This window comes from Butyrivibrio proteoclasticus, assembly GCF_900115735.1.
Classification (GTDB): domain Bacteria; phylum Bacillota; class Clostridia; order Lachnospirales; family Lachnospiraceae; genus Butyrivibrio; species Butyrivibrio proteoclasticus_B.
Genome location: NZ_FOXO01000024.1, coordinates 24,280 through 51,242 on the forward strand (window position 1 = coordinate 24,280; position 26,963 = coordinate 51,242).

At 39.0% G+C, this 26,963-nt stretch carries 21 protein-coding genes and 2 tRNA genes; 7 read left to right on the forward strand and 16 right to left on the reverse strand.

Going from position 1 to position 26,963, the window contains the following annotated elements:
- Positions 1-2 precede the first annotated feature (2 nt).
- The 5 genes from BM146_RS13840 to BM146_RS13860 all read right to left on the reverse strand — a co-directional run bounded on the left by BM146_RS13840 (position 3) and on the right by BM146_RS13860 (position 9,563).
- Complete coding sequence (locus BM146_RS13840) at positions 3-2,960, reverse strand: DUF6240 domain-containing protein (protein WP_074890279.1); 2,958 nt, start codon at positions 2,958-2,960, stop codon at positions 3-5.
- A 91-nt stretch (positions 2,961-3,051) separates the two neighbouring features.
- On the reverse strand, positions 3,052-4,977 hold the full coding sequence (gene glgB / locus BM146_RS13845) for a 1,4-alpha-glucan branching protein GlgB (RefSeq protein WP_074890284.1): 1,926 nt from the start codon (positions 4,975-4,977) through the stop codon (positions 3,052-3,054).
- Positions 4,978-5,005: 28 nt separating this feature from the next.
- A complete protein-coding gene (locus BM146_RS19035) occupies positions 5,006-7,867 on the reverse strand; it encodes a tetratricopeptide repeat protein (RefSeq protein ID WP_083413558.1) in 2,862 nt (953 codons plus the stop codon).
- Between the two features lie 40 nt (positions 7,868-7,907).
- Positions 7,908-8,786 carry a 16S rRNA (adenine(1518)-N(6)/adenine(1519)-N(6))-dimethyltransferase RsmA gene (gene rsmA / locus BM146_RS13855; RefSeq protein ID WP_074890287.1) on the reverse strand — a complete coding sequence of 293 codons (879 nt, stop codon included), beginning with the start codon at positions 8,784-8,786 and terminating at the stop codon, positions 7,908-7,910.
- The gene (locus BM146_RS13860; RefSeq protein WP_074890289.1) at positions 8,787-9,563 is read right to left on the reverse strand and encodes a TatD family hydrolase; all 777 of its coding nucleotides are present in this window, start codon (positions 9,561-9,563) and stop codon (positions 8,787-8,789) included.
- 185 nt (positions 9,564-9,748) lie between these two features.
- On the opposite strand from BM146_RS13860, the gene BM146_RS13865 reads away from it, so the two are divergent.
- Positions 9,749-9,821: transfer RNA gene (locus BM146_RS13865), tRNA-Lys, on the forward strand.
- 240 nt (positions 9,822-10,061) lie between these two features.
- On the opposite strand, the gene BM146_RS13870 is transcribed toward BM146_RS13865, so the two are convergent.
- The gene (locus tag BM146_RS13870; RefSeq protein ID WP_074890291.1) at positions 10,062-11,552 is read right to left on the reverse strand and encodes a radical SAM protein; all 1,491 of its coding nucleotides are present in this window, start codon (positions 11,550-11,552) and stop codon (positions 10,062-10,064) included.
- Positions 11,553-11,754: 202 nt separating this feature from the next.
- On the opposite strand from BM146_RS13870, the gene BM146_RS13875 reads away from it, so the two are divergent.
- Complete coding sequence (locus BM146_RS13875; RefSeq protein WP_074890294.1) at positions 11,755-12,651, forward strand: hypothetical protein; 897 nt, start codon at positions 11,755-11,757, stop codon at positions 12,649-12,651.
- Positions 12,652-12,686: 35 nt separating this feature from the next.
- Here the strand turns inward: BM146_RS13875 and BM146_RS13880 are convergent, their stop codons facing one another.
- Genes BM146_RS13880 through sufC form a run of 6 tightly spaced genes read right to left on the reverse strand, consistent with a single transcriptional unit; the run spans position 12,687 to position 18,272 of the window.
- Positions 12,687-13,235 carry a TetR/AcrR family transcriptional regulator C-terminal domain-containing protein gene (locus BM146_RS13880; RefSeq protein WP_074890296.1) on the reverse strand — a complete coding sequence of 183 codons (549 nt, stop codon included), beginning with the start codon at positions 13,233-13,235 and terminating at the stop codon, positions 12,687-12,689.
- Positions 13,236-13,249: 14 nt separating this feature from the next.
- A complete protein-coding gene (gene sufU / locus BM146_RS13885) occupies positions 13,250-13,696 on the reverse strand; it encodes a Fe-S cluster assembly sulfur transfer protein SufU (RefSeq protein WP_074890299.1) in 447 nt (148 codons plus the stop codon).
- A complete protein-coding gene (locus BM146_RS13890; protein WP_074890303.1) occupies positions 13,686-14,906 on the reverse strand; it encodes an aminotransferase class V-fold PLP-dependent enzyme in 1,221 nt (406 codons plus the stop codon). The genes sufU and BM146_RS13890 overlap by 11 nt, the downstream gene beginning before the upstream one ends.
- A gap of 32 nt (positions 14,907-14,938) precedes the next feature.
- A complete protein-coding gene (locus BM146_RS13895) occupies positions 14,939-16,108 on the reverse strand; it encodes a SufB/SufD family protein (protein ID WP_074890306.1) in 1,170 nt (389 codons plus the stop codon).
- Positions 16,109-16,116: 8 nt separating this feature from the next.
- Positions 16,117-17,529, reverse strand: coding sequence for a Fe-S cluster assembly protein SufB (sufB, locus tag BM146_RS13900; RefSeq protein ID WP_074890309.1), 1,413 nt, complete (start codon positions 17,527-17,529; stop codon positions 16,117-16,119).
- Positions 17,526-18,272 (reverse strand): Fe-S cluster assembly ATPase SufC, encoded by a 747-nt coding sequence (gene sufC / locus BM146_RS13905; RefSeq protein WP_074890312.1) that lies wholly within the window; start codon positions 18,270-18,272, stop codon positions 17,526-17,528. Before sufC ends, sufB begins: the two co-directional genes overlap by 4 nt.
- 177 nt (positions 18,273-18,449) lie before the next feature.
- On the opposite strand from sufC, the gene BM146_RS13910 reads away from it, so the two are divergent.
- The 3 genes from BM146_RS13910 to BM146_RS13920 all read left to right on the forward strand — a co-directional run bounded on the left by BM146_RS13910 (position 18,450) and on the right by BM146_RS13920 (position 19,959).
- Positions 18,450-18,520: transfer RNA gene (locus BM146_RS13910), tRNA-Gly, on the forward strand.
- 73 nt (positions 18,521-18,593) lie between these two features.
- The gene (locus BM146_RS13915) at positions 18,594-19,490 is read left to right on the forward strand and encodes a putative manganese transporter (RefSeq protein WP_074890314.1); all 897 of its coding nucleotides are present in this window, start codon (positions 18,594-18,596) and stop codon (positions 19,488-19,490) included.
- A gap of 10 nt (positions 19,491-19,500) precedes the next feature.
- Positions 19,501-19,959, forward strand: a complete 459-nt coding sequence (locus BM146_RS13920; protein ID WP_074890316.1) for a Fur family transcriptional regulator — start codon at positions 19,501-19,503, stop codon at positions 19,957-19,959.
- Positions 19,960-20,044: 85 nt separating this feature from the next.
- Here the strand turns inward: BM146_RS13920 and BM146_RS13925 are convergent, their stop codons facing one another.
- The 3 genes from BM146_RS13925 to BM146_RS13935 all read right to left on the reverse strand — a co-directional run bounded on the left by BM146_RS13925 (position 20,045) and on the right by BM146_RS13935 (position 22,514).
- Positions 20,045-20,356 (reverse strand): hypothetical protein, encoded by a 312-nt coding sequence (locus tag BM146_RS13925; protein WP_074890318.1) that lies wholly within the window; start codon positions 20,354-20,356, stop codon positions 20,045-20,047.
- A gap of 192 nt (positions 20,357-20,548) precedes the next feature.
- Positions 20,549-21,319: a hypothetical protein gene (locus tag BM146_RS13930; protein WP_074890320.1), complete on the reverse strand. Its 771-nt coding sequence runs from the start codon at positions 21,317-21,319 to the stop codon at positions 20,549-20,551.
- Positions 21,320-21,347: 28 nt separating this feature from the next.
- Positions 21,348-22,514: a DUF3810 domain-containing protein gene (locus BM146_RS13935; RefSeq protein WP_074890322.1), complete on the reverse strand. Its 1,167-nt coding sequence runs from the start codon at positions 22,512-22,514 to the stop codon at positions 21,348-21,350.
- A 166-nt stretch (positions 22,515-22,680) separates the two neighbouring features.
- Between BM146_RS13935 and BM146_RS13940 the strand changes: the two genes are divergently transcribed.
- Positions 22,681-23,355: a response regulator transcription factor gene (locus tag BM146_RS13940; RefSeq protein ID WP_074890324.1), complete on the forward strand. Its 675-nt coding sequence runs from the start codon at positions 22,681-22,683 to the stop codon at positions 23,353-23,355.
- Positions 23,356-23,383: 28 nt separating this feature from the next.
- The gene (locus BM146_RS13945; RefSeq protein ID WP_074890327.1) at positions 23,384-24,796 is read left to right on the forward strand and encodes a sensor histidine kinase; all 1,413 of its coding nucleotides are present in this window, start codon (positions 23,384-23,386) and stop codon (positions 24,794-24,796) included.
- 204 nt (positions 24,797-25,000) lie between these two features.
- On the opposite strand, the gene BM146_RS13950 is transcribed toward BM146_RS13945, so the two are convergent.
- On the reverse strand, positions 25,001-26,962 hold the full coding sequence (locus BM146_RS13950) for a DUF4214 domain-containing protein (RefSeq protein ID WP_074890329.1): 1,962 nt from the start codon (positions 26,960-26,962) through the stop codon (positions 25,001-25,003).
- Between the last annotated feature and the right edge of the window lies 1 nt (position 26,963).

Genomic DNA, 26,963 nt, shown 5'->3' on the forward strand with positions numbered 1-26,963 from the left:
ATTTAAAGAGCTTCAATAAATGCCTTTGCCATTTTTAGTAATACACCTGTATTAGTTATTTTTCGTTCACCATCAGGTTTTGCATCAGTTGTACTGTTATTCTGAGTCAGCTTTGCTCCATAAAGGATTCCTATCTGATTTTGGTCTACACCCAGATCCTTTATTTTTTCTGAAAGCTTCTTGCACAGCTTTTCTTTTACATTACCAAGATATTCAGACTCTTCAATGCCTTCTGACATCGTAGTTGTGATCATGCCTTTTATCAGTCCGCTTTCCTCATAGAGGCTGGCTGTTATAAAACCGTACTCAAAGGTCTGAATACTTGCATCCATTCTGGATTTTTTTGTGCCATCATTTTTTAATGTGATATGCATCGAAATGCTATCTCCATCTATCTCAACAGGAACATCGAATGTGGCATTTTCGGATTCTTTTTTCATAACCGATATCTGCTTCTGCATGAGAGTGATTGCTCTTACATCAATATAGCTATCTTCTGAGTTCATCAAAGTCTCAGTAAGTTTTTCTGAAATCTGATCCAGCTTTTGTTTATAAGATTCTTCATAATTATTCTCATCAAGAAGCGTGAAAAGATCATCCTCTTCTTTTTTGATCGACCCGTCAAACTCCTTTGCCTTATCCCAGAATTTTCCTCTTCTTCGCTCTCTTTTATTTTCTATCACAGCTTCCAGATTGTTGAAGTTTAGCTCAACATGTTCTGTTTCCATTTCTTCTAAAGCAGCTTTAGCTTCCCTTGACGAAATCAATTCTCTGACATGCTTTAAATTCTCAATATTATATTTCTTCTCAAGTTCATCATCAGTTTCCTGCTCACTAAGCTTTTCAGACAAATCTTCCAGAAGTGTTTTATTCTGTGGTTTAGCAGCCTTTAGTTTTTCAGGTTCAAGATTCTCGTATACTATATCGGCATGAGCCTTATAAAAAATAAATGCCGATTCTATCTGCTCATCAATTCTTTCTCCTTCAAGGTTACTGATTCTCTCCAGACCTCCGAATTCCTCATCCACTCTAAAATCTATTCCCTTTGCCGCCTTTGCCTGTGTTCTTGTGGCGTCAAGAAGATTTCCTAAAGTCATATCTCTTTCGGTTTTTAAAAGATCTCCTATCGCTTTATAATCATTTGCCTTTATGTTGTGAAAGAGCCTGTAAATACCTATAAATGATTTTCTTTCTTCATCGGTTATCCCATTATTTTTTTCCAACTTATAAAGGAATCTTGCGTATTTCTCATCCGACTTTTTACCTGAGTCGTTCTGACCATTCCCAAACTGATTTTGATCAAGCCCTTTTGATAATTCTTCTATAGTCATGCCCAGAGGATTTTTTCCACGACGGATAAAATCCAGAACTGCTCCTGGTTTGAGCCTTTCCATCGTCTCTCTAAGTCTCAGATCATACGCCCTTACTTTTTCAAAATTCTCCTCATTTATCTCAAGGGTATTGTAACCAAGGATTCTTACAGCTCTTCTGTTTTCTTCAGTAATTTCTTTTCCCAGATCAGCAAGTATATCATCTACATTTTCAAAAGCTTTTTTTATGCTATCGCCAAGATCTGCTCTGGGAGCAGTTTCCATCTTTTCATATTCTTCTTGCGCTGCCCTGTATTTCTGAGACAGCTCAAAAGAAACATCACTGATTTCCAAGAGACTTGATGACTCGATACGATCAAGCATTGCCCCTGCTACATCTACCGGACCTTGCTTTATAATATCTACTCTCGTTACTGTCATTCCAAATATATATTCTTTATTGGCATCAGTAACATGAGTTTTTTCATCTATTATTTTACCTGCCTCTTCTTCGGACAGATTCTTTAGCTCTTCCTTTATAAGTTCGACAAGTTTTTCAATCGGTTTCAGGTCGATAGAAAAATCTTTATCAGCCAGCTTTGTATTTACAGCGGCACTCATTTTTATTCTGGTTTCTTCAAGATGCAGCCTCTTGGTCAACATCTTTTTTGCTGAACTTACAGGATCATGAAGGTTTGCTTCTTTTGCTTCTTTACCATCTGCCAGAGCTGCTGCAATGGCCTTAGCGCCAAGCTCAGTTGTAACCGGAAAATCTATTTCTTTAATATCAATTACCGCTTCGAGATTTTCCTTAGTAAGAGGTATCCCTTCTTCAATGATCCATTTAGCCTGCTCTATATTGTTCTCATCATTTTGGTCAAGGCCTGCGTCTTTGACAATTTTTTCTATCTGAGGAAGAACCTGCTCAACATCAAGGCCATCTGCCTTTTTGGCATAGTATCCATATGCATCCTGCGCATAGAAGCCCCGGCCACTTACATTTTGGCCGTTAGTGCTGTGTTGTGCCAGGTAGATGTTATTGATCGTAGGCTCTTTATCATTAAGAACAAGGTATTTGACTGCAGAATCATCAATTTTCTCAATATCTGATATCTGCTCAAATGCTTGCTTTGCTTCAGTTACATTTTTAGTTGTGACCGGGATATCATTTTCTGAAAAATTCTTTTGAAGAGCCGCAGCAAAAGACCTGCTTCCTGTGATTTTCTCAAGCTTATCCAGACTAAGATCATCATTGTAGCCTGTAATAACCGTTCCGGATTCTAAAAGAACACTTTTAATCTTGTCAACGATAGTTACAGTATCTGCGCTATTTAGATTTCCGAAATCAAAACCACCTTCAAGAACAGCTGCATAGTCCTCATCCGACATGGTATTTGATAAGAGAGCCATGTAATTGTGATTGTTTTGAACATCTGTACTCTGTGCAAGGGTTTGAATATCTTCAAGGCTTTTTCCATTCTGCGCATATGCATCGCTGCTAAAAAAGCTTGAATCCAGATCAACCAAAAAAGCTTTTGTAGCTTCTGCTTTGGTTGCTCCTGAAAAAATCTTATTACCTGCTTCCGTGCTTTTGATAATCTGTTCGCTAGCGGACCTCTTGTCGCCAATGGTCTGAAAATTTAAATTCATATATGCCTTTCTGCGAAAAAATGCTTGTACGAAAAAAAGGTGACGGATTTATCATCCATCACCTTCTATTTCGGCTCTTGCCAAAAAAATCTTAAGATTTCGTTTTTATTTTCTTAGACTGAAAAACGAAGACCTCTGCTCCATACGGTGGCAGGTCAAATGTAATACTGTAGTCTTTGTAATCGCAAAGTCCTTTGACAGCTTCTATTTTCTTTGGAATGTTGCTGCCAAATCCACCATATTTCTTTTCAGCGCTATCCAATATATGAGTATATGTTCCTGCAAAAGGAACTCCAACCATAAAGCCCTTTCTCTCAACAGGAGTCATATTCAGCACAAACAGAACATTATCCTTGCCATTTATAGCTCTTCTGTAGAAGCTGTAAGTACTGCGCTCCTTGTCATCGGCATTTATCCATTCAAATCCACCCCAGTCATCATCTACTTCATATAATGCAGGATATTTTCTGTACATCTTTAGAAGCTCTGCAACGTAATCCTTCATTCCCTTATTGAGATCATTTTCCAAAAGGAACCAGTCAAGCTCTCGCTTTTCGCTCCATTCTCTTTCCTGTCCAAATTCCTGGCCCATGAATAAGAGTTTTTTACCGGAATGTCCAAACATGAATGTGTAGCCGGCGCGAAGATTGGCATATTTATCAACCTGATAGCCGGGCATCTTCTCAACCATTGAACACTTTAAATGAACCACTTCATCATGAGATAACGGTAAAATGTATTTTTCAGAGCTGTTATAGCTCATGGCAAACGTCATCATGTAATGAGCGCCCTGCCTGAAATATGGATCAAGCTTCATATACTCACAGAAGTCATGCATCCATCCCATATTCCACTTAAATGCAAATCCCAATCCGCCTTCTTCAGGCGCAGCTGTAACCTTTGGCCATGCTGTTGATTCTTCTGCTATTGTAAGTACTTGTGGATAAGTTCCTCTAACCACGCTGTTCAAGTGTTTAAAGAACTCAATTGCTTCAAGGTTCTTGTTATCACCATATTTGTTTGGAACCCATTGACCGTCTTTTTTACCATAATCGAGGTAAAGCATGGAGGCAACCGCATCCACTCTAAGTCCGTCAATATGGAATTTCCTTATCCAGAAAAGAGCATTTGCAATGAGGAAGTTCTTAACTTCAGGCTTCTCCAGATTGAATATCTTGGTGCCCCAGTCAGGATGTTCTCCCTTTCTTGGATCCGGATGCTCATAGATACACTGGCCATCAAAGCAGGCTAGTCCAAATTCATCTGTTGCAAAATGCGCAGGAACCCAATCCAGAATAACTCCAATATTGTTTTTGTGAAGCTTGTTCACAAGGTACATAAAATCTGCAGGCTCACCATATCTTGCTGTTGGTGCATAGTAACCTGTGACCTGATATCCCCATGAGCCATCAAAAGGATGTTCTGCTATTCCAATTAACTCGATATGGGTATATTGCATCTCTTTTAAATATTCGACAATCCTGTCAGCGAACTCTCTATATGTGTAGAAACCGTCTTCTGTTCCATCCGGATGTTTCATCCATGAACCAATATGACACTCATAAATAGACAGTGGTTGGCGATTTATATCTTTTCCCTTATTGCGCTCAAACCACTTTGAATCACTCCATTTAAAACCTGAAAGATCCGTAGTTCTGGAAGCATTCCCAGGACGAAGCTCAGCAAAATTTGCATAAGGATCTGCCTTGTAAAGCTTTCTTCCATCCTGTGTTGTAATAAGGTACTTGTACAGTTCTCCAATACCTACCCCCGGAATAAAGCCTGTCCAAATATTCCCCGTCTTGGTTCTCTCCAAACGGTTTGCACTTTCATCCCAGTTATTAAAAGAACCTACTACATGAACATCCGCAGCATTGGGCGCCCACACGGCAAAGAAGTATCCCTTTTTCCCCTTTTCCGTTGAAGGATGCGCTCCAAGCTTTTCATATATTTCGTAATGCGTTCCCTGCCCAAACAGATACTCATCCGCCTCAGAAATAAATACTTTTTCTGCCATAAACAGCCCCCTCAAATTTTTAAAGTATTTAGTGCATAAAGTCTTTTTCTCTTAAAATCACCATGTCGTTTTCATCATAGCGCTTGTTAACAATAACATCTACAAAATGAGCGATCGATCTCTTTTCAGCATAGTAAATAGCGTCATCAATTATATCTTTTACTTCAGATACAGTCACTTCATGATCAAGTGTCTGACGCTCTGAAATTCTGGTATGAAGAGCCAAAATTCCAAGATTATCGATAGAGTATTCTCTCTCAAGCGCATACTGTCTTGCGTAAGCTACAAGTGAATCATCATCGAGAGCTTCTATATCAACCCTTACGTTGAATATCTGCTTCAGAGACGGGTTCTTATCAAGGAATCTGTTCATATCTTCCTTGGTATCTTCCATTACAATGATAAGACCTTTATTCTCCTCCTGAAGTATCTTAAGAAGTTCATTTACAGTCTCAGGTTCAAGATCTGCCGCTCTCTGTATGATCAACGCTCCGTTTGCCAGTTTATCGAAAATACTTGCTGTACTCTTTTTATTGAGAGTATTGGCTGTTATCTTGGCAACCTTGCCGCTAAAGTTGGAATCTGATGCCTGTACTGCCTTTATAAGTCCTTTCGCAAGGTTAACAGTTCCAGCTCCTTCTTCACCTGTCACAATAGCATTTCCGCTATACGCATCCATACTCATGTTATCAATCGCATTTATAATCTGACGTCTTGATTTCTTGTGATGGATATATGGTCCAAAGAGCTGCTTCTCTTCAGGAGTCATTGTTCTTACACGTTCTTCGAGCTCCCTGTTTCCAATGTGTCTCTTAGCTGCTCCATTATCATCTTTTTTATTCTTTTTGTCTTTTTTTCTATCTGACTTTTTGTTTTTATGAAGTCCTTTTGAGTTTTCAGACTCCTTGGATTCTTCGGACGAACTTTCGTCTTGATCATCATCCTGGTCTTCGTCGTCTTTTTCTACGGAAGATACTTCTTTATCCTCCTCTTCAGAAGACTCTTTGGATTCTTCATTTATCTCTTCTTCAGTCTCTTCCGAATCATCAGCTTCTTCTATTTCCTTTTTTTCCGGTTCTTCCGGCTTTTTATCTTCAGCCTTTTCAGATTCGTTTTCCTCTAAAAGATCCTCTTCTACATTCTTTTTAAGCTCTGCTGTTTCATCAAGGAAAATCTCTTCCTTGGTCTCTGCGCTATCATCCAGTTCCTCGGATTTGATAACGTCTTCCACAGCATCGTTTATTATGTCATCTTTATTCTTGGACCAATCGCCTCTGCCTGATGCTTTTTCATTACGCTCTTTCTTTAGAGCATCAGCGATGGCCTTCTCCATCTTTTCCTGAAGACCGGCCTTAGTCTTTTCATCGAAATCTACAAAAAGATCTCCTGTCTCTTCGGCTACAAGCTTCTTAACTCTTTCCAGCTGCTTTTCCTGTTGGTTCCTCTTATATGCTTCCCAATTGAGCATATACTCGTCAATGCTGATCTGACCTGTAATCTGCTTTTCTACTTCAGGTTCAGGCTCTACAGCCATTGAAATCTGGCCATCATATTCCTGTGAAAGGAAGTTGTCAAAGTGGCTCGGTGCCTGATACGCAGCATTCGGATGGATAACCGCTCCCGGAATTTCCTCTTCTAAAGGCTTATCATCATATACCGGTGCATGGTCTATTTTCTCCTCGCCTAAAATAGGGCCGTTTCCGCCATATTTAATTTCAATATTCATGGAAGGTTCATTATGAATATTATTCTCTTCAAGCTCTTTATCGTAGGATGCCTGAGCTAATATCTCCTGCATTCCCATATCAGAATCTTTTTCTACTTCAAAAATTTCTGATGTAATAGGCTGAACAAGGCTTACAGGACTTGTTTCCTGATCTGTTACCGGAGTGTAGTTTATCTCCTGATCCGGATCAGTATCGTTCATGACTGCCTTTAGATTTTCAGCAAGCGCCTCCTGAAGATTCATAGTGTTATACGCACTTACATCAACAGATGGCTCTTTTATCTCGCTGATATGCGGATAAACTATCCTCTCCATTTCTCTTGTACGACTGTCTAAAGAAAAGTCTGATGCATATGGCGCTTTTTCACGCGCACTCTGTTCTACAAAAGATTCCTCATGCTTTTGGGCATTATATGCCTCAATATCCGCATCTGTGACTGGCGGCATCTCTTTGGTAGGCTGCTTGATTTCAACTGTACGTGGGTCATCATTGCCAACCTGGTCCAAAGCCTTATCTATGACAACGCTCTTATCAACATATCCCCCATGTGCCTGTTTATATCGTATATACCTGTCCTGCTGTTCCTTGGACAGAGGCTCATGAAGTGCCTTAAGTTCAAGAGCTTTCATGACATAATTGCCATCTCCAAGCCACAAAAACATCTCATCGCAGGTTTCAATACACTCTGTTGTAAGTCCTACGCGATGGTACAAGTATGCAAGCTCATATACCCATTTTTCTTTATAATCGTGCTTTTTGTATTCTTCAAGAACAGCTATTCTCTCTTCAAGGCTTACATCCTGCGCTTCATAAAGTTTATATTGAAGGATATATCTTCCTGTATCTCTTGGTGCTATTCTTACGAACTCTTTATAATACTCAACTGCCTGAACAAACTCGCCCATTTTAATGGCAAGTTCGCACAACGAATAAACTATAGCCCTTCCTGTTGGATGCCTGTCATAAGCCATAAGGAGAACATCTCTGCTCTCTTCATATCGCCTGTTTATCTTATACAGATCGCTTATCATGCAAAGCATCTGTACACTTCTGACTTTTTTCCAGTCGATTGTGTCCGCTATCTTGACTGCTTCGGCAAACCTGCCTTCCCCCACCAGAGCTTTTATTTCGTCAGCTCTGATTTTGTACTCAACTTTATCCAAAATATCCACCTCTTTGGTGCCAAAAATACTAAATATAGTGTTAGTTTATCATAGCACCACTGCTTTGTAAAATGTCTGAAAGCTCCGCAAACTGTGATAATGCAAGAACTTCGCCCCTTGCTTTTTCGTCAATCCCCATTTTAACAAGAGCATCCTGAACCTGGTCTCTTGTGACTCTCAAAGAAGGGTTATTTGAAAGAGAATTGGACAGCGTTTTTCTTCGCTGATTAAAAGCTGTCCTGATGATCTCAAACATATACTTTTCATCTTTTACCTGTACCGGAGCGCACTCATGTTTTTTTAGGTAAACAACAGCTGATCCCACCCCCGGCTGTGGTATAAAGCAGCTTGGTGAAACATCCATAACACTCTGTGCCTCAGCGTAATAAGCAACTGCAAGGGATAACGAACCATAATCCTTACTTCCGGGCCCCATAACCATTCTGTCCGCAACCTCTTTTTGTACCATTACTGTGACGCTCTCGATAGGAACTCCGCTTTCAAAAAGCTTCATAATAATAGGAGTAGTGATGTAATACGGAAGATTAGCAACTACCTTGATAGGCCTTCCGCCATTGTACTCATTGACAATAGCCTCTATGTCCACCTTCAATACATCCTCATTTATAACTGTGACATTATCGTACTCTGAAAGAGTATCTTCCAAAACCGGAATGAGTGTTTTATCGATCTCTACAGCAATTACTCTTCCTGCTGATTCTGCAAGATACTGAGTAAGAGTTCCAATTCCCGGACCTATTTCAAGCACGCAGTCATCTCTGGTGACTCCCGCTGCATCAACTATTCCATCCAGAACAATCTCATTTATCAAAAAATTCTGACCAAATTTCTTTTTGGCGCTCATATTATACTTTGCCAAAACCTCTTTGGTTTTGGCGCCATTTCCTAAATATGCCATTTACACCTCCGCAAAAATACCATACATCCGCTTGGCATTCTCGGTTGTCTGTCTTATTACTTCTTCCCTTTCTATTCCCTTAATAGCTGCTATTGCATCTATAACATAGGGCAGATTCAAAGAACTGTTTCTCTTTCCTCTGAAAGGCTCAGGTGAAAGATATGGACAATCGGTTTCAAGAAGAATCTTTTCCATAGGAGTCTCCTCAACGACTTCTTTTAATTTCTTACCGTTTTTAAAAGTTATTACTCCGCCAACTCCAATATAATAGCCCATATCCACACAAATCTTAGCAACTTCTTTTGAATATGAAAAACAATGTACAACGCCGCCAATCTCCTCAGCATGCTCACTCTTCATAATCTCTATAGTGTCTGCTGCTGCATCCCTTGAATGAATGATGACAGGAAGCCTTTCCTGTCTTGCAAGCTGTAATTGCCTTCTAAACCATTTTTTTTGAAGCTCTGGTGAAGGATCAGGCCAATGATAATCAAGCCCTATCTCACCGATAGCAACACACTTGGCATCTGTACTCCATTCTCTTAAAAGCTCAACATTGTCTTCATTAAGCTCTTCCACCTCACTTGGATGTACTCCAACTGCTGCATAAATAAAATCATATTTATGTGCAAGCTCCAATGCCCTGGCTGTTGAATCAATACTTGCCCCGACATCTACCACATGGTCAACGCCTGATGCTCTGACAGCTTCAATAAGTTCTTCTCTATCTATATCAAATTGCTCATCATCATAATGAGCATGTGTATCAAATATCATTTTTTCTCCAAAAAATCCTTAATTTCGAGGTCACCATAAATACAATACCACAAAAAAAGCGCTCTGAAAACCGCATAAATACTCACTTTCTAAAAAAAAATAAAAAAAATTAAAAAAAGTACTTGCATTTATGTTTGGAACGTAGTAACATATCACTTGTCGTTGAGAGCGACACACAAACAAAAGCGCTGCTAGCTCAGTTGGTAGAGCACCTGACTCTTAATCAGGTTGTCCAGGGTTCGAGACCCTGGCAGCGCACGCCGAGTACTGTTTTCGCAGGTATAGCCTGTGGGGATGGTACTTTTTTTCGCGTCAAAGTGAGCCACGCAAGACAAATAAACAGGATACGAGTTCGTGAGGAGTTTACTCATCTAAGAACTTGTATCCTGTTTATTTGGTTTATGCGGCGAACGCCGCGTAAACGAGAAATTTGCAAAGCAAATTTCGAGTCTTGCGTAGCTCCATGTCGGCATGGCTTATTTTTTGGTCAACTGCGCATCATGCGCCCTTTATGCCTTCTTCACTTTCTGTTTTCGGCTTAGCTTCAAATGTTGCCAAAGTTCCGTTTTCTCTCTTCTCTTTGATGTAATTCTCATACTTCTTCTTGGTATGCTTCTGATGAGCCCAGATTTCATCAGCCACTGGTGCCCACTCTTTTGCATACTCATCACATTTTCCGCAAAGATGCTCTACATCCTCTTCAGATTCTTCATTTGTTCCATGCGCTCCCGATCTTTCAACCATTTCCCTAAGGACCTGTGGATTCTCAAGCATTGGACAAGGTCTTAAGTGATTGCGATTAAATGGCTGGCCTTTATGATACTCCATGAACAATGGGCTCTTTAGCATCTCAAGTATTGAGTGTGTATGAATATTAGTGTTAGAAAAGTGAATAAACACACATGGCTCTGCATCTCCACTGGAGTTAATATGGAAATAATTTCTTCCACCTGCAATGCATCCTCCAACAGCTTCTCCATCATTTTGGAAGTCCATTGGGAAAAAGCCGATATCGCATTTATCGCTTCTTAAGTATCTGATTTGCTCAATCATTTTTCGTCTCTGCTCAACTGTCGGCATAAGTTCAGGAACAGCGTTATTTCCAACCGGCATGTAATGGAAGAAGAAGCCAAATCTTGCTCCTTTTTCAGCGATAAACTCTATAAACTTTGGATCTGTTACAGCTTCAATATTGTTCCTTGTATAACAAATTGAAGTTCCATAGACTATTCCATATTTCTTAAAAAGATCCATTGCTTTCATTACCGCATCGTAATGACCTATTCCTCGTCTTGCATCATTGGTTTCAGGTGTTCCTTCAATAGAAAGCTGGAATGTGATATTTCCAAGTCTTACTACTTCTTTACAGAAATCTTCATCAATGAACGTAGAATTATCAAAAATTGAAAATTCCACATCGTTATGTTTCTCAGCAAGTCTTAGGACATCTTTTTTACGTACAAGTGGTTCGCCACCTGTCATCATATATAAGTAAACTCCAAGTTCTTTTCCCTGAGTAACTATCTTGTCCATATCCTCAAAAGAGAGATTGTGCTTCGGGCCATATGTTCCAGACCAACAGCCTTTACAATGCATATTGCAGGCGCTGGTAGGATCGAAAAGAATAAGCCATGGAATATTACAATTATATTTTTCTCTGTTAGCTCTTATCATCTTGGTTCCCCTGAAAAATGCTTCATATCCAAGATTGAGCATCATCATTTTTGCTACATGTGGATCTGTCTCATCTACCACTCGATTAAGAAACTTAACCCATCTGTTATTCGGATCCTGAAATGCTTTTTTAACGAGTTCAAGTTTCTCCTTGTCTGCTCCCTCACCCCAGAATTTCCCCGCTTCATCTACAAGTTTAAGATAAATTGCCGTCCTGTCCTCTGATTTATCCAGATGTTTTAAAAATCTGTCTATAAGAATACTAAACGCTTGCCTTTGAGCTTTGTGTGAAACTTTTTCCACAAATGTTGTCATAATATACCTCCGTCCTTTTTACACACGTATTGGTCAATCTCTCCCTCTTATTTGGATTATATAATCGGAATTTTGTTATTACATTGGGCAAAAAAATGGTCATGTGACATTTTGGGACAAATCACTCGATTTGTCCGTGTCCTTATATATTTCATTTATCTACTATATATGTTGAAGTTTAAATTAACCGAGAAGGAAAAAAATGGATTCAACAAAGTTAACTGTAGCCATGATTGACACTGCCGTCAGTCGTGGATTAAAAGATATGGAGAATGGTCCTAAAAGAACCATAAGAAATCTGGCGGATATGGGAAAACGGTTTTCTACTGGTAATTTTCAACAGGCTCTTTTTGAAGTATTTCAAAAGCTCCTCCAAAACGAAGAAAGTCCTTATTACGACCTTATTCAGTATGTTTTGCTTCACACTGATCATGAAAACCTTAAAAAATTTGGAATAAATATGGGATACTATAGTTGGACTCATTATGCCAAGGTTATAAGAGCAAATTCCAAAAAAGAAGGACGTATACTTCCATGGAAAGAAGACTTTATCTATTGCACTGATGATCAGCCAAATGCATCCACATCTTTAGCTAATATCCGAAAAAGGATTGCCGATGTCAGAAAAGAAGGCATCAATACCTTTTCTATCACACTGACAGGTCAATCCACACCACTAAACGATCTGTTTTCAATTTTTGAAGACTTTGATGAGAGCGCCTTTTTATTATTTTTAGGTGACACTCAGATTACTGTGGCACAGCAGGGAATGCTTAAAAAATGCGGCAATGTTTTGCTTTGTATAAATGCTGCTTCAAACGATGCTGTTTCCACTTGTGAAGCTCTAACATCATCCGGCAATCTTTATTCCATATATTACAATTATGTGGATCAGGATATCGTTTTATTGAAGGAAAGGAGTTTTTACGAAAAGTTAAAAGCCTTTCCTTCATGTATGCTCATTCTTATTCCAGCCAATGAGAGCGTGATGAGTGCAGGCCCTATAGTAAAAGAAATACGCCTGGAGCAAAAATCCCCTTATTTTATTTGGGATTTTCCTTATGACAACAATCTTATAAGTTCAATCATCTGTAAATAAATACAACCCGTATAGGCTCTTTTAGTCTATACGGGTTAATTTATGTTCTCATCTTCTATTACTTTTTCAGCCAGCCCTAATGTGAGTTTATGAATCTTTTCCATAAACTGATCCGGAGTAAGGTTCATTCCCTCTTTTACCCAACGCATAATTGCTGATAAAAAAGCATCGCCAAAAAAAGTTACAAAAAACTCTTCATCATCACCAATAACCTTACTGCCTTGCAAAAAGTATCGTGTTATTGGTTCAAAAGTCTCTAGAGCATACTCCCTTAACGAGTTCTGTCCATCAATTTGAAATGCTGTACTATAAAATTCTCTATCAGCATAAAAGCTCTTGCAAAGGTCATACATAACGTCCCAGCCTCTCTCATATGCTGAAAAGTTGAGCTTCCCTATACAACCAACATAGAATATCCAATTAACCAGATCATACTTGTCCTTGAAATGGTAGTAAAAGCTCTTTCTGTTCATTCCACAGTCATCGCATATATCAGATACACTTATCTTTTCAAAAGGCTTTTCCCGCATTAGCTTTTTTAGTGATGTAGCCAGTGCATTTTTAGTGATATTTGAATCTGCCATATTCCACCTACTACTTAGCTGGTTTGCGCCTTTTCCGGATTTTCAAGCATTTCCTGCATGGTATGCCATCCAAGAACTGCACATTTAACTCTTGCAGGCATGTGTGCAACATCCTGAAGCGCGGCTGCCTCATCAAGCTCTTCAAGGCTCGCCTCGTCAGTGATATCACCTTTGATCATGCCCATAAATAATCCGGCAAGTTTAATAGCCTCTTCTTTTTTCTTTCCAATAATCTGATCTACCATCATATCAACAGATGCCTGTGAAATTGCACAGCCACTGCCATCATACATACCATCTTCAATAACTCCGTCTTTTAACTTGAGCTGCAGTGTAATATCATCTCCACAGCTTGGGTTTACGCCACGAAGTATCAGATCCGGATTCTCCATTTTGCCCTTGTGAACCGGATGAAGATTGTGCTCATTTACTATTTCACGATAAAGCTGTTTAAGCTCCATAGCCCATGACCTCTCTTACCTTTGAAAGCTTATCAAGGAAGATTTCCACTTCCTCTTCCGTATTGTAAAAATAAACACTTGCTCTTGCTGTTGAACCCGCTCCTATGAACTGCATGAGAGGCTGTGCGCAATGATGTCCGGCTCTTATGCAAACATGATCATCATTAAGTACCGATGCCATATCATGTGGGTGAACTCCTTCCATTGTAAAAGTAACAATTCCGCAGTGTTTAGCAGGATCTTCTGAACCAAATACTTTGATATAAGGCATCTTTTTGAGGCCTTCCATCAAAAGAGTTGTAAGTTTTTCTTCCTGCTCTTTTATTGTATCAAATCCTACATTTTTAAGATACTTAATTGCTTGAGCAAGTCCAACTGCATCACCGGCATTAACTGTCCCAGCTTCGAACTTGTGCGGAATCTCTGCATATGTAGCATCTTCTCTTGTTACATATTCGATCATCTCGCCACCTGTCAAAAATGGCTGCATCTTCTCGAGAAGCTCATATCTTCCGTAGAGTGCTCCTATTCCCATCGGTGCAAGCATTTTGTGGCCTGACAGAGCAAAGAAATCTGCTCCGAGATCCCGGACATCAACATGCATGTGTGGTGCAGACTGTGCCCCATCAACCACCATAATAGCGCCCTTGGAATGAGCGAAAGCTGCAATTTCTTTTATTGGGTTAGTTACCCCCATAACATTTGAAACATGTCCAACCGCAACTATTTTGGCCCTGTCTGTTATCTTACTTTCGTATTCCTCTTTCGTAATTGTTCCATCTTCGGTAGGCTCCATATATACAAGGTTTGCCTTGCACTTTTTAGCAACCATCTGCCATGGCAGCATATTGCTGTGATGTTCCATTACAGTTATTACGATATCATCGCCTTCGTGAACGTTCTCAAGTCCATAGCTGTATGCAACAAGATTAAGAGACTCCGTTGTATTGCGGGTAAAAATAATCTCTTCCGGTCTGCTTGCTCCAATAAAATCCGCAACAACAGCCCTTGCATTTTCATACTGTTCAGTCGCCATCATGCTAAGATCATATAAGCCACGAAGCGGGTTTGCGTTAGATGTTTTATAAAAATCTGATACTGCATCCAGAACCTGCCTTGGTCTCTGAGAAGTTGCAGCATTGTCAAAATATACATAGTCGCCAGAATTTAAAATATCGAAATCCTTACGAAAGTCTCCCAAACTAGTCATTGTTTCTCCTATAATAACGAATTATTTTGCCCTTAAACAATTCCCTGAATATAATACAGAACTTTCTGCATGATCTCCGGATCTGGGATCATACGTGCAACGCTCTCAAGCCTTGCCTTGATAATGATCCTCTTTGCCTCTTCCTCATCAATGCCTCTTGTCTGCATGTAAAACAGAATATCCTCGCCAAGCTGTCCAATGGTAGCGCCATGTCTTCCATCAACATCCTCTTCCTGGCAAAGAATTACAGGCATTGTCTTATTCACTACATCCTCACTAAGAAGCAAAGCATCTTCCTGCTCATCGCCAACAGAACCGGAACTACCATTTTTAAAATCAATAGTTCCTCTGAAAGTTTTGGATGCATTATCCATGAGAACACCCTTAAACTGCATGAGCGCTTCAGTCTTTTTGCCTCTGTGGTCAGATACATAGTTTATATCAAGCGAATGGTCATCTCTGCAAAGATATCCCATATTGCTGTTAAATACAGACTCTTTTTCCACAAGATTTGTGTAGCATCCTGTCCAGCTCTTTTTAGCCCCAAGTTCAAGAGAAACCAGATCTATCTGTCCATTCTCAAAGCAAGCTCCACCTATATCATCAAAATGAATAAAACCATTTCCAAGAAGCTGAACTTTAATGAGTGTGATTCTGGCTCCCTCTTCTGCGAGAAGCCTTGTACTAACACCATGGAATCCAGTAGCATCTTTTTCAGATGAATATTCCATGATAACAGTTACTTCAGAATTCTTTTTTGCATGAATAACCTGTGAAGAAAGACTTCCCTGGCCATTTGTAAGATCATACCTGATCACAATTGGTTTTTTTGCTTTTACATTCTCAGGAACTGTATAGACTGTAGCTTTTACATCAATAGATATCATAAGCTCATCTATATCTATTCCCATTCCCGTGCGAATTGCCTGTTTTTCATCTCTGTATGACATATCGCCGTTTGGAACGCCAGGAACACCTGTCGTTTTTAGAATTTTGTCTTTATTTGCCCTAAATATTTCACCGGCTTCCTCAAAAGTTACATCTCTTTTTACTTCTATTTCATCAGAGATAACCGATTCTACAGGAGAACTAAGGCTATCTATTGTAATATCTCCGGCATTTAAGGTACTGTCATTAACATGCAAAAAATTGTATGTAAGAACAGGCAGTACATTAACCTTCATATTTATGTCTCTATTCATAGCTATCCTCACATGTTTCCACTCATCTCAAGCTTGATAAGATTGTTCATCTCAACGGCATACTCCAAAGGAAGTTCTTTTGAAACAGGATTTGCAAAACCGCTGACGATCATTGCCTTTGCATCTTCTTCTGAAATTCCACGTGACATCAGATAGAATACTGCTTCGTCACTAATCCTTCCGATCTTAGCCTCATGTCCTACATCCGCATCATTAGTTCTGATATCCATTCCAGGAACAGTATCTGCTCTTGAAATACTATCAAGCATCAAAGAATCACATGATACGGAAGCTTTAGCTTTTTTAGCACTCTTTTGGATTACTACGCTGCTTCGGTATGTTCCGATTCCGCCGTCCTTGGAAATAGATTTTGTTGATATTACCGATGATGTATGTTTGCCCTGATGAACAACCTTAGCTCCGGTATCAAGGTTCTGACCCTTTCCGGCAAATGTAATTCCAGTGAATTCCATCTGAGAGTTATCACCCTTAAGGATTGTCATAGGATAAAGATATGATGTATGGGAACCAAAAGAACCTGATACCCATTCCATTCTTCCGTTTTCCTCAACGATTGCCCTCTTAGTGTTGAGATTATACATATTCTTTGACCAGTTCTCAATTGTGGAGTAACGAAGTCTTGCGTTCTTACCGACATAAAGCTCAACACAGCCCGCATGAAGATTGGCTACATTATATTTAGGAGCAGAGCATCCCTCTATAAAGTGAAGATCCGCTCCCTCATCTACTATGATAAGAGTGTGCTCAAACTGGCCTGCGCCGGCAGCATTTAATCTAAAGTATGACTGAAGTGGAATCTCAACCTTTACTCCCTTTGGAACATAAACAAAAGATCCACCGGACCATACCGCTCCGTGAAGGGCTGCAAACTTATGATCAGTTGGTGGAACAAGCTTCATAAAGTGCTCCTTGATCATATCTGCGTACTCACTGCGAAGTGCTGACTCTAAATCTGTATAAATAACACCCTGAGCTGCAACTTCATCTTTTACATTGTGGTAAACAAGCTCTGAATCATACTGGGCTCCAACACCTGCCAGCGACTCTCTCTCTGCCTGTGGGATTCCGAGTCTTTCAAAAGTGTTCTTTATATCCTCCGGAACTTCTTCCCAACTGCCCTTCATATCTGACTTATGTCTTACATAAGAAGAAATTTTATCCATGTCGAGTCCCTCTATACTTGGGCCCCAATCAGGAATCTTGATATCGTTGTATAATTTCAGGCATTTAAGTCTAAAATCCCTCATCCATTCAGGATCGTTTTTTTCTTCTGATACCTTTAAAACAGTTTCTTCTGTAAGACCTTCCTGAAGACGATAGAAATCTTTGTCGTTCTCTACATCTTTGAAATCATACATACTGTGGTCTATATCTGCCACAACCTGCTTGTTATCGCTCATACAAACCTCTCAAATCCATGCTCGTTAATCTCATCTACAAGTGTTCCATCACCGGTGTGAACTATGCTTCCCTTTACAAGAACATGCGTATAGTCAACATGTAGTGACTCTAAAATCTTAGTACTGTGTGTAATAATAAGGAGTGCTCCATCCTTCTTTTTCTGGTACTCCTCAATTCCCTTGGAAACTGTACGAACTGCATCAACGTCAAGTCCTGAATCTGTTTCATCAAGGATTGCAAATTTGGGATTCAGCATAAGGAGCTGAAGTATCTCAGCTTTCTTTTTTTCGCCACCGGAAAAACCAACATTAAGATCTCTGTCTGCATATGACTCATCCATTGAAAGAAGCTCCATTGCAGCTTTAAGTGACTTCTGAAAAGCCATAAGCTTAACTGGCGCTCCTGTCTGTGCATGATATGCATTTCTAATAAAACTGCTAAGAGAAATGCCCGGAACCTCATATGGATTCTGGAAAGATAAAAACATTCCGGCTTTAGCTCTCTTATCTGCTGATATACGAGTGATATCCTCGCCATCAAACATAATGCTTCCTTCTGTTACCTGATAGTGAGGATTACCCATAAGTGTAAAACCAAGAGTAGACTTACCTGCACCGTTAGGTCCCATTAGTACGTGGGTTTCGCCCGGTTTGATGTCCAGGTTTATATTATTTAATATAGGAAGCTCATTATCAATTGAAACTGATAAATCCTTTACGGTTAAAAGAGACTGATCTGACATGATAAAAACCCTTTCTATTTATGAAAAATCTTAAACTAAAGCAATTCCTAGTAACTTGGTAGGAATCATGATAACACCGCCAAAATTGTCTGTCAATCGACAAACATCTAAAGTTTATCATAAAACCTCTTGACATACCACATAAACTTAAGTAAAATACATACTTGTCAGCACCATGCGGGTGTAGTTCAATGGTAGAACACTAGCCTTCCAAGCTAGATACGTGGGTTCGATTCCCATCACCCGCTTTACTGATATTTTTTTGGCATTTTTCTAAATGCTAATGATTTGCATTTGCATTTAACAGAGCAGGAGGTCTTTATGGATTTAATCATTGACGTTGTAGCTGATGCCGTAATTGATTCGGTTAAAATATTGCCATTTCTTTTTATCACTTATCTGGTAATGGAGTTTTTAGAGCACAAGACCGAGGAATTCACTTCTGATATAGTTCAAAAAACTGAGCATTTCGGACCATTGTGGGGCGGACTTATTGGTGTTTTCCCGCAGTGCGGATTTTCAGCTGCTGCTTCGAATCTCTATGCCGGCAGAGTAATAACTTTGGGAACTCTGATAGCTATCTATCTCTCAACTTCAGATGAGATGATTCCTTTATTTATATCAAATCAGGTTCCGCTAAACACTATGATCCCTGTTCTTGCCCTTAAGGCTGTTATAGGAATAATTGCAGGTTTCATAATTGACGCCGTTGTTCATTATTATCATCGAAGCCACAACAAAAGAGCTGATGATCCTGTAAGAATTGATGAGCTCTGCGAAAAAGAACACTGCCATTGCGATAATGAAGAATCAGCCGGTCTATGGGGAATTGTGAAATCTGCATTTGTCCACACTATCCACATTTTCATATTTGTACTTATTTTGACACTTGCCCTCAATTTCGTAATTGAGCTGATTGGCGAAGATAAGCTTTCTATGCTTCTTAAGACAAGCCCTATTATCAGTCATATCCTAGCCGGAATCATAGGTCTAATTCCAAACTGTGCAGCCTCAGTTATAATTACTGAACTTTATCTTGATCAGATGATCACACTCGGAACAATGATGTCTGGCCTCTTAGTTGGAGCCGGAATTGGACTTTTAGTTTTATTTAGAGTTAACCCGGAGAAAAAAGAAAACATAAATATCGCACTTTTGCTATTTGCAATTGGAACTATATGCGGTCTTTTAATTGATGTTCTTGGAATAACACTTTAATGGAGCAGTTATGAGTTGTAAGATACATGCTGAAAGCTATGATTCAATCATAGAAAGAAACTGGCCTGATGGCTTTAAAAAGACTCACCAGAGAAAAGATATATTCATTCTCTTATTTTGTAGTGAAGAACCTATGTCAGCTGCTGAAATTTATGATCAGCTAAATTCAGGTGATCCAAAGGAAAAATATGCATTTTCTACAGTTTATAGAAATCTTCTGGCCTTTGAAAAAGCTGGAATTGTAACAAAAACGGTTTTGTCCACAGAAGCAGAGGCAGTTTATGAGCTAAAAAAGAGCAGTCACAAGCACTACGCTATATGCACTGTCTGCCATAGAAAGATTCCTATAAAGACTTGTCCTTTACATGATATTTCAAAATTTGTTGAGAGTTCCCTTAACGGATTTGAAATAACAGGACATCAGCTTGAAATATTGGGAATATGTAATGAATGCCAGAAAAAAAAGTAATAAAAAAGCCTTTCAATCAACTGATTGAAAGGGCTTTTTTTATGTACTGGCTAAAGCAATTGATTATTAAAAAAATCTAATTGAATTAGTTGTTAGCTGATGTTGCTTCTGTAGCAGCTTCTTCTACAGATGAAGCGTCTGTTGCTGCATCTTCTGAAGTAGCTTCTGTAGCAGCTTCTTCTACAGATGAAGCGTCTGCTGCTGCGTCTTCTGATGAAGCTTCAACTGAAGCATCTTCAGAAACAGCTTCTACAGCTTCTTCTACTGATACTTCTTCAACAGCCTCAACTGATGTCTCTTCTACTGCTGTCTCTGTTGTAGCTGCCTCACCGCAACCTGCAAGAACTGCTGCTGAAAGTGTTAAAACTGAAAGTAATGTAACGATATTCTTCTTCATAATATTCATTCTCCTCTTCGTACTAATTATTCTAGTCTGCATAGCAACAATTGCTATACATAATAGTGTGCAATTGCTTCAGTACAAAAAAAGATTATATACTCCAAAAAGAATATTGTCACGGACATAACTGTGCATAATATCTTAAGATTTTCTTAAGATATTGTGCATTTTCCACAAAAATCATTACATTTAGCCTTCAGATGAGGTACTCGAAGCTTTAGATGAAGTTTCATTTTCGGTTTCTGTATCACCTGAAGTTGCATTACCGGAATCGCTTATAAACAATGATGCCGATCCTGTTTTTTTCTCAGAATCATATTTGAGTGTGACAGAAGTCTCATTGATTTTCAAACTTGCCAGATCATCGCAAGGCAGTGAAAAATCTGTATTGTTATCATTTGTAACTACAAACTCATATTCAGTACTGGCTTTTGTAAGATCAAGCACAACGCCCATAAGTGTGTAACCTGAATTAAGTGTTACATTATCGCCTAATAGATTTTCAGAATAAGTGTCCGTTGTTTTATCATGCAATACAACGCTCACAAGATTCATTCCTGTTTTATTAATAAGGTAGCACTGAACGTCTCTGTGCTTTTCAGCTTCTTTCTTTTCTTCGGTTTCCTTTTGAAGAACACTCTCAAAACCGCTCTTTAAACTCTGATACTGCGCTGTTATCCCATTTATCTCTTCTATAGCCGTATCAATCTTTGTATCATTATATTTCTTATGATCGATATCCTCGTATTTTTGGGCCTTTTCATCGAGCTCTTTAAGCACCTCTTCCATAGATGAATCGGTTATATCAAGATATGTTTCCTCAGCACTCTCTTTTGCCTCCATCATGAGCCCAAGTGCTGTCTCAAGCTCCATAACCTTTTCATCCGTAGGTCCACAGCCCGCTAAAAGAGCTGCTGACATAATTATGATTGTTCCAATTATTCCAATCTTTTTCTTCATTATGATTCTCCCTTTAGAGGATTTTTTATCAAACCCCCTCTGGGAAATTGTAATAGTAATCCATGATTAGTGCAACCACGTGCGAATAGCTACATTTGCCTGAAGATACCCCGTTTACTTTTAAATTGGTATCAATAAATGTTTCCGCTGCTTTCTTTACGGTTTCTGTTTTTACTACAGCCTTCTCTTCAACCTTAACCCACGCTTCATCTGTCATAAACTGGTTATCATATTTTACTCTGTCTGAAATTTTCACATGGGAATTGTACTCTTCCTTGCTCACAGCCTTATAAAAATCATTGTTTATATAGTTTAAAACTCCAAGATAACCGCTGTATTGAAATACCGGATCATCAGAACTGATGCAGGCAAGGAATCCAAGGAAATTGGCCTCATCCTCATATATGTACCCATGAGTATGAGCAAGTTCATGGCACATGGTAAAAGGTTTGTTCATTATAGACATTATGTCGTTATAATTTGCTTCCATAGAAAATGGAAAGTAATATCCCTGCATATACTGCTGACTCATAAAGTCCGAAAAGTGCAGTGCCTTAGGTGTCACATAATATCCGCCCAAACGCGGAAATCTATCAGAGATATTTGACATAGCCAAAATGGCTGTCTTTTTCATATCACCTTCATAAATAACATTTCCGTACTCATCATGAGGAACTTCTTTTGCAAGTTCATTACATTTTTTTACAACGTAGTCTCTTAGTTCTGCCAACTGTTGTATGTCACATTCTGTGGAGTCCGCTCCGGAAAAGAGCTGAATCTTAGATGTATGATAAAGAATAAAACAGTTAAGCGTCATAACTGTACAAATAATAGCCATTAATACAGTAGAAATCCTATATAGCGCACCAGAAATCAAGCCAAAAACCTTCTGTGCTTTGAAATATCTTTTACCAAAGGAGGCAACGGTATTGCCATAAATAAGGAAAACAGAATGCGCCAAAACAAAGAGTACTGAGAACAAAACAAAAAGGACAATAAACACAAGCATTATCTCGCCTATAGAAAACGGAAATGCACTTGTCAGTCTTCCATATAATAAAGTAATTGCCGGAAAAATATTTTGGACATAAAAATCAGAAAAAGCCACACTTTTCCATGCGACAAAATTAAGCAGAATACAGATTAAGATAATGAATAAAACCGGAACTGGTATTATAGATTTTCTTTCCTTCATGTAGCTTTCCCCCGAATATTATGTAACTATTGTAATAAAAAAATATGTACTCATGATGTCTAAAAAAAATCTAAAATGTTCATAATTTATACATATCTTTGTGATTTGTGCAAAAGTTCTTGTGATAAAATTAATGAAACATTTCTACTATATTAAGAGGTATTTTATGAGACTATTATTAGCAGATGATGAAAAAGAACTGACTAACGCGCTAGTAGCAATACTAAAGCACAGCAACTACACTGTTGATGCGGTTTATAACGGAAAAGATGCGCTAGAATACGCTCTTAGCGGCGAGTACGACGGCATTATCCTAGATATCATGATGCCGGGGCTCGATGGAATGGAAGTATTAAAAAGTCTACGTGAGAAAGGAAATTCTACTCCGGTTCTTTTTCTTACAGCAAAGACTGAGGTTGATGATCGTATCAAAGGACTGGATCTTGGAGCCGATGACTATCTTCCCAAGCCTTTTGACATGGGAGAATTACTTGCAAGAGTAAGAGCCATGCTCAGAAGAAAAACCGACTTTGCTCCCACAAATCTTACCTGTGGAAACCTCACTCTGGACCGCGCAGGCTATGAGCTCATTACTCCTGATCATGAAAAAATTCATCTTGCCAGCAGAGAATTTCAGATGATGGAAATGCTCATGACAAATCCCGGAAGGATCATCTCCATAGATACTTTTATGGACAGGATCTGGGCCGACGGAGACGCCGATATAAACGTAGTCTGGGTATATATTTCAAATCTCAGGAAAAAGCTGACGGCACTTGGAGCCACCTGTGAGATTAAGGCCTCACGTGGTGTTGGTTATTCCATCAACGAAACAAACTGATTTTTAATAACAGGCAGGTATGATATTCATGGTAAAAAAACTAAGAAAAAAATTTGTAGTTACAGCTATGCTTTCACTACTTTTGATCCTGGTCATCATGATCGGTGTAATTAACATCATAAATGTCAGACATATTGTTTCTGAGGCCGATAATCTACTGACTATGTTGGCTGATAACGATGGATACTTCCCGAATCTCAGAAAAAATATGATCTTTGATCCCAATAATCCGGATACCCTTGTTAGTCCTGATATACCTGCAGGTGATGCAACAAGCGATGGATCCACTACCGATGTGGCTGCAAGCGAGGCATCAAATGATATCACAGCACCACATCCAGGAGATCCTAATAATCCATTTCAATTTGACAGGCTGAACAATAATCGTGATGCAGAGATGCCCTATCAAACCAGATATTTCTGGGTAAAGCTTGATTCTTCTGGCAATATAACTGAAGTTAATTTTGGACATATTGCTGCTGTCAGCGAGGAAATCGCCTCTGAATATGCCATTAATGTAGCAAATGAAGGTAAACAGCGTGGGTACTACCACACCTACAGATACATTGTTTCAACCAAGAATGATGGCTCAAAGCTTATAATATTTGCCGATCAGAGCGCTGCTATTCTGAACGCCCTTACGCTTCTGCTTCAATCGGTTCTCGTTGGACTTTGTGCTCTTATAGCAATGTTTATTTTAGTTTATATCTTTTCAAGTCAGGCTGTTGCACCTGTTGTCGAATCTCTTGAAAAACAAAAAAGATTCATCACCGATGCAGGACACGAACTAAAAACTCCTCTTGCTGTAATATCTGCCAATGTAGATGTTCTTGAAATCGAATCTGGTAAAAGTGAGTGGACAACAAGCATAAAGAATCAGGTTGCCAGAATGAACGGCCTTGTTAAGAACCTTTTAACTTTGTCCCGAATGGACGAGGAAAGAATGCATGTTGTCTTCTCTGACTTTGACATGAGTAAGACCATAAAAGACACGGCTGTTTCTTTCGAAGCTCTAGCGACTTCAAAAGGTAAAAAATACCAGATGGATATTGAAGACGGGATCCATATCACAGGCGATAAAAATGCGATAAACCAGCTTGCGTCGCTTCTTTTAGACAATGCTATGAAGTACTCTTCCGAAAGTGGAAGCATCCATGTACTTCTTAACAAAGGCTCCAAATACATTACCTTCGAAGTATCAAATACCTGTGACGCCATACCTAGTGGTAACTTGGACAGGCTATTTGATCGTTTCTACAGAGCTGACTCCTCCAGAGCACGTGAAACCGGCGGCTACGGCATCGGTCTTTCTGTTGCCAGAGCAATTGCCACTTCTCACGGTGGCTCAATTGAAGCCCTAAGAGATGGTGATAAGATAATAAGATTTGTTGTGACACTTCCTAAACAACTACCGAAAAACATTCAAAAACAGAATAAATAAAAATCGAGCTTGATGTGCTGTAAATAAACCACACATCAAGCTCTTATATATTCTTGAACATAAAGTTCAAGAATATATCAACCATGCCAAATTGAATCGACTACGTCGATGAGGCATGGTTGACCCTTGTATCACCTTCTCACGAAACCCGCAGCAAGTGCGGGTTTCTGTAATTTCATTTAATAAGTCATACTATCTACGTTGTTACTTTCTTATAGCGTAGAAACATTTTACTGATGTAAATTCTTTTAGAGACGCAATTTCCTGTGTCAAAGTGTCTCCCGCCTTAAATTGTCCGTCTTCATCAATAAAATAAGTACTGTTTTCATAAATAAGATTATCATTTGAATCGAAGAATAACGCATAGGCTTGTAAAAACTTTACATTTTTCGTTGTGTTATTTGTTACAGAAACTTCAACACCTTCACTGGTCTGTTTCTCTGTTATAGATAACTTGTTTAAAACAGGTGAATACTGTGTTTTAAAACTCATTGTATATCCCAAGTGATCGATACCTGTTACAGTATCAAAGAATACCTGGGTCATGGTCTCTTCTCCAGAACCAATAATATCAACAATAGCATCTCCCGCGCCGATCATCTTGCCTGATGCATCATAAGCAGTAACATTGATGTTTATTCCTACAGTCTTAGAACTGTTATTTTTAACCAATAGATAACACTCTGTGTAATCATCCGGTTCGTACCAATACTCTTTAACATTAAAACTATCTGCATTTACTTTTGGAGAGCTATCCGAAGTAGTTCCATCGGACCTTCCAGTCAAGAAGTATTCAACATGATCAAAAGGCTGTGTGGATGTCATCTGCTCTGCAAGTGTTGCCCCTGGCCTAAATTGTTCATTACAATCCTCGTAACTACAGAATGAATAATCAACTACTTTCCCGTCACTATCCATAAATAGTGCATAAGACATTACATTTTGTGCGTTCACGCTGCTATTATTGGTAATTGCAAGAGTCAGGTTATTCGGGTTCTGACTTGCCTTAACAGCCAAATTAGAAATTATCGGCTGATATTGTACATCAGTACTTGATGAAACAGAAACATCAACCTTATCAACTTCCGCTGAATCTGAAAAATAAAACTCCATCAAGCTTGTTTCACCTGGTCCTAACACGTCAATCGAAGCTGTGCTTGTTCCAACCTGAGAACCTGATACATCTGTCGCAACAGCTTCACCATTTAATGTTACTGTTGAGCTTCCATTATTTTTGACTACATAGTAATACCAAGTGGCTATACCATTAGCATATAGGTATCCTTTATATTCAAATTCATTTTTATCTGTCCCATTTTTTGCAGGTTCCTCAATTGATTCACCAATATTTATACCTGCTCTTTCACATTGAGCCCCGAATTCCTGGCTAAAAAGAAAGCCATTTAAAATATGCTCTCGAGAATAGCCTTCTTCTAGCTGACTTATCCATGAAGCACGGCCGCTCTCATCTGCCTCACGACCAAGCATTGTCCTGTAAAGCATATCAACATACTCTGCATCTGTTGCATTCTTATTTCTGTATTCTTCAGAAAAAATAAATCCATACGCGATGTTTGAACCTGTTCCACCATTATCAAGATTGTCGCACCAGCTCTCAAGTCCTGCTTCTTCCGGCGCTCTGCCAAGACAATTTTGATAAAGTCTATAGACAAAATATGTCCTTTCATAATTGATATCTCTTTTGCTAGTAAGAGTTACTGTACCAGGATTAATACCATAACTTGCACAAAGGTTCCCAAACTCCTGACTTCCAACAAATCCATAAGCAATTGATGTTTTTGTCATCCCAACATCAAGATGTTTTACCCAGTCATTGTATCCATCACTATCAGGTGTTCTGTCAAGCATTGCAGAGTAAAAATCAGTTATTATTTCTCCATTACTCTTCGCCTTAGCTTCATATTCAGGAGAAAAAAAGAATCCTAACACAATATCTGCTGCGCAGCTATTTCCACTTCGAAGCCTTTCAGACCAATCCTGAAGCCCGGCTTCTTCCGCTTCTCTTCCAAGAACCACCCTGTACATTCTTGTAACAAAACCTTCAATATCCTGATCAGCGGCTCTAACAGTTGTGCTAAAACAAAGCAAGGATATTATACTGATGGCAAATGCCATAACGAATGAAACAAAAATTTTTCTTCTCATA

What these genes read in the sequence shown, in the direction of transcription:
- BM146_RS13895 (WP_074890306.1), bottom strand. Translation starts at nt 16,108, where the DNA reads ATGAATAGAGACATAAATATGAAGGTTAATGTACTGCCTGTTCTTACA.
- sufU (WP_074890299.1), bottom strand. Translation starts at nt 13,696, where the DNA reads ATGGAGCTTAAACAGCTTTATCGTGAAATAGTAAATGAGCACAATCTT.
- sufC (WP_074890312.1), bottom strand. Translation starts at nt 18,272, where the DNA reads ATGTCAGATCAGTCTCTTTTAACCGTAAAGGATTTATCAGTTTCAATT.
- BM146_RS13925 (WP_074890318.1), bottom strand. Translation starts at nt 20,356, where the DNA reads ATGAAGAAGAATATCGTTACATTACTTTCAGTTTTAACACTTTCAGCA.
- BM146_RS13945 (WP_074890327.1), top strand. Translation starts at nt 23,384, where the DNA reads ATGGTAAAAAAACTAAGAAAAAAATTTGTAGTTACAGCTATGCTTTCA.
- BM146_RS13915 (WP_074890314.1), top strand. Translation starts at nt 18,594, where the DNA reads ATGGATTTAATCATTGACGTTGTAGCTGATGCCGTAATTGATTCGGTT.
- BM146_RS13840 (WP_074890279.1), bottom strand. Translation starts at nt 2,960, where the DNA reads ATGAATTTAAATTTTCAGACCATTGGCGACAAGAGGTCCGCTAGCGAA.
- BM146_RS13935 (WP_074890322.1), bottom strand. Translation starts at nt 22,514, where the DNA reads ATGAAGGAAAGAAAATCTATAATACCAGTTCCGGTTTTATTCATTATC.
- BM146_RS13870 (WP_074890291.1), bottom strand. Translation starts at nt 11,552, where the DNA reads ATGACAACATTTGTGGAAAAAGTTTCACACAAAGCTCAAAGGCAAGCG.
- BM146_RS13930 (WP_074890320.1), bottom strand. Translation starts at nt 21,319, where the DNA reads ATGAAGAAAAAGATTGGAATAATTGGAACAATCATAATTATGTCAGCA.
- BM146_RS13950 (WP_074890329.1), bottom strand. Translation starts at nt 26,962, where the DNA reads ATGAGAAGAAAAATTTTTGTTTCATTCGTTATGGCATTTGCCATCAGT.
- BM146_RS13875 (WP_074890294.1), top strand. Translation starts at nt 11,755, where the DNA reads ATGGATTCAACAAAGTTAACTGTAGCCATGATTGACACTGCCGTCAGT.
- BM146_RS13940 (WP_074890324.1), top strand. Translation starts at nt 22,681, where the DNA reads ATGAGACTATTATTAGCAGATGATGAAAAAGAACTGACTAACGCGCTA.
- BM146_RS13890 (WP_074890303.1), bottom strand. Translation starts at nt 14,906, where the DNA reads ATGACTAGTTTGGGAGACTTTCGTAAGGATTTCGATATTTTAAATTCT.
- BM146_RS13880 (WP_074890296.1), bottom strand. Translation starts at nt 13,235, where the DNA reads ATGGCAGATTCAAATATCACTAAAAATGCACTGGCTACATCACTAAAA.
- BM146_RS13860 (WP_074890289.1), bottom strand. Translation starts at nt 9,563, where the DNA reads ATGATATTTGATACACATGCTCATTATGATGATGAGCAATTTGATATA.
- rsmA (WP_074890287.1), bottom strand. Translation starts at nt 8,786, where the DNA reads ATGGCATATTTAGGAAATGGCGCCAAAACCAAAGAGGTTTTGGCAAAG.
- glgB (WP_074890284.1), bottom strand. Translation starts at nt 4,977, where the DNA reads ATGGCAGAAAAAGTATTTATTTCTGAGGCGGATGAGTATCTGTTTGGG.
- sufB (WP_074890309.1), bottom strand. Translation starts at nt 17,529, where the DNA reads ATGAGCGATAACAAGCAGGTTGTGGCAGATATAGACCACAGTATGTAT.
- BM146_RS13920 (WP_074890316.1), top strand. Translation starts at nt 19,501, where the DNA reads ATGAGTTGTAAGATACATGCTGAAAGCTATGATTCAATCATAGAAAGA.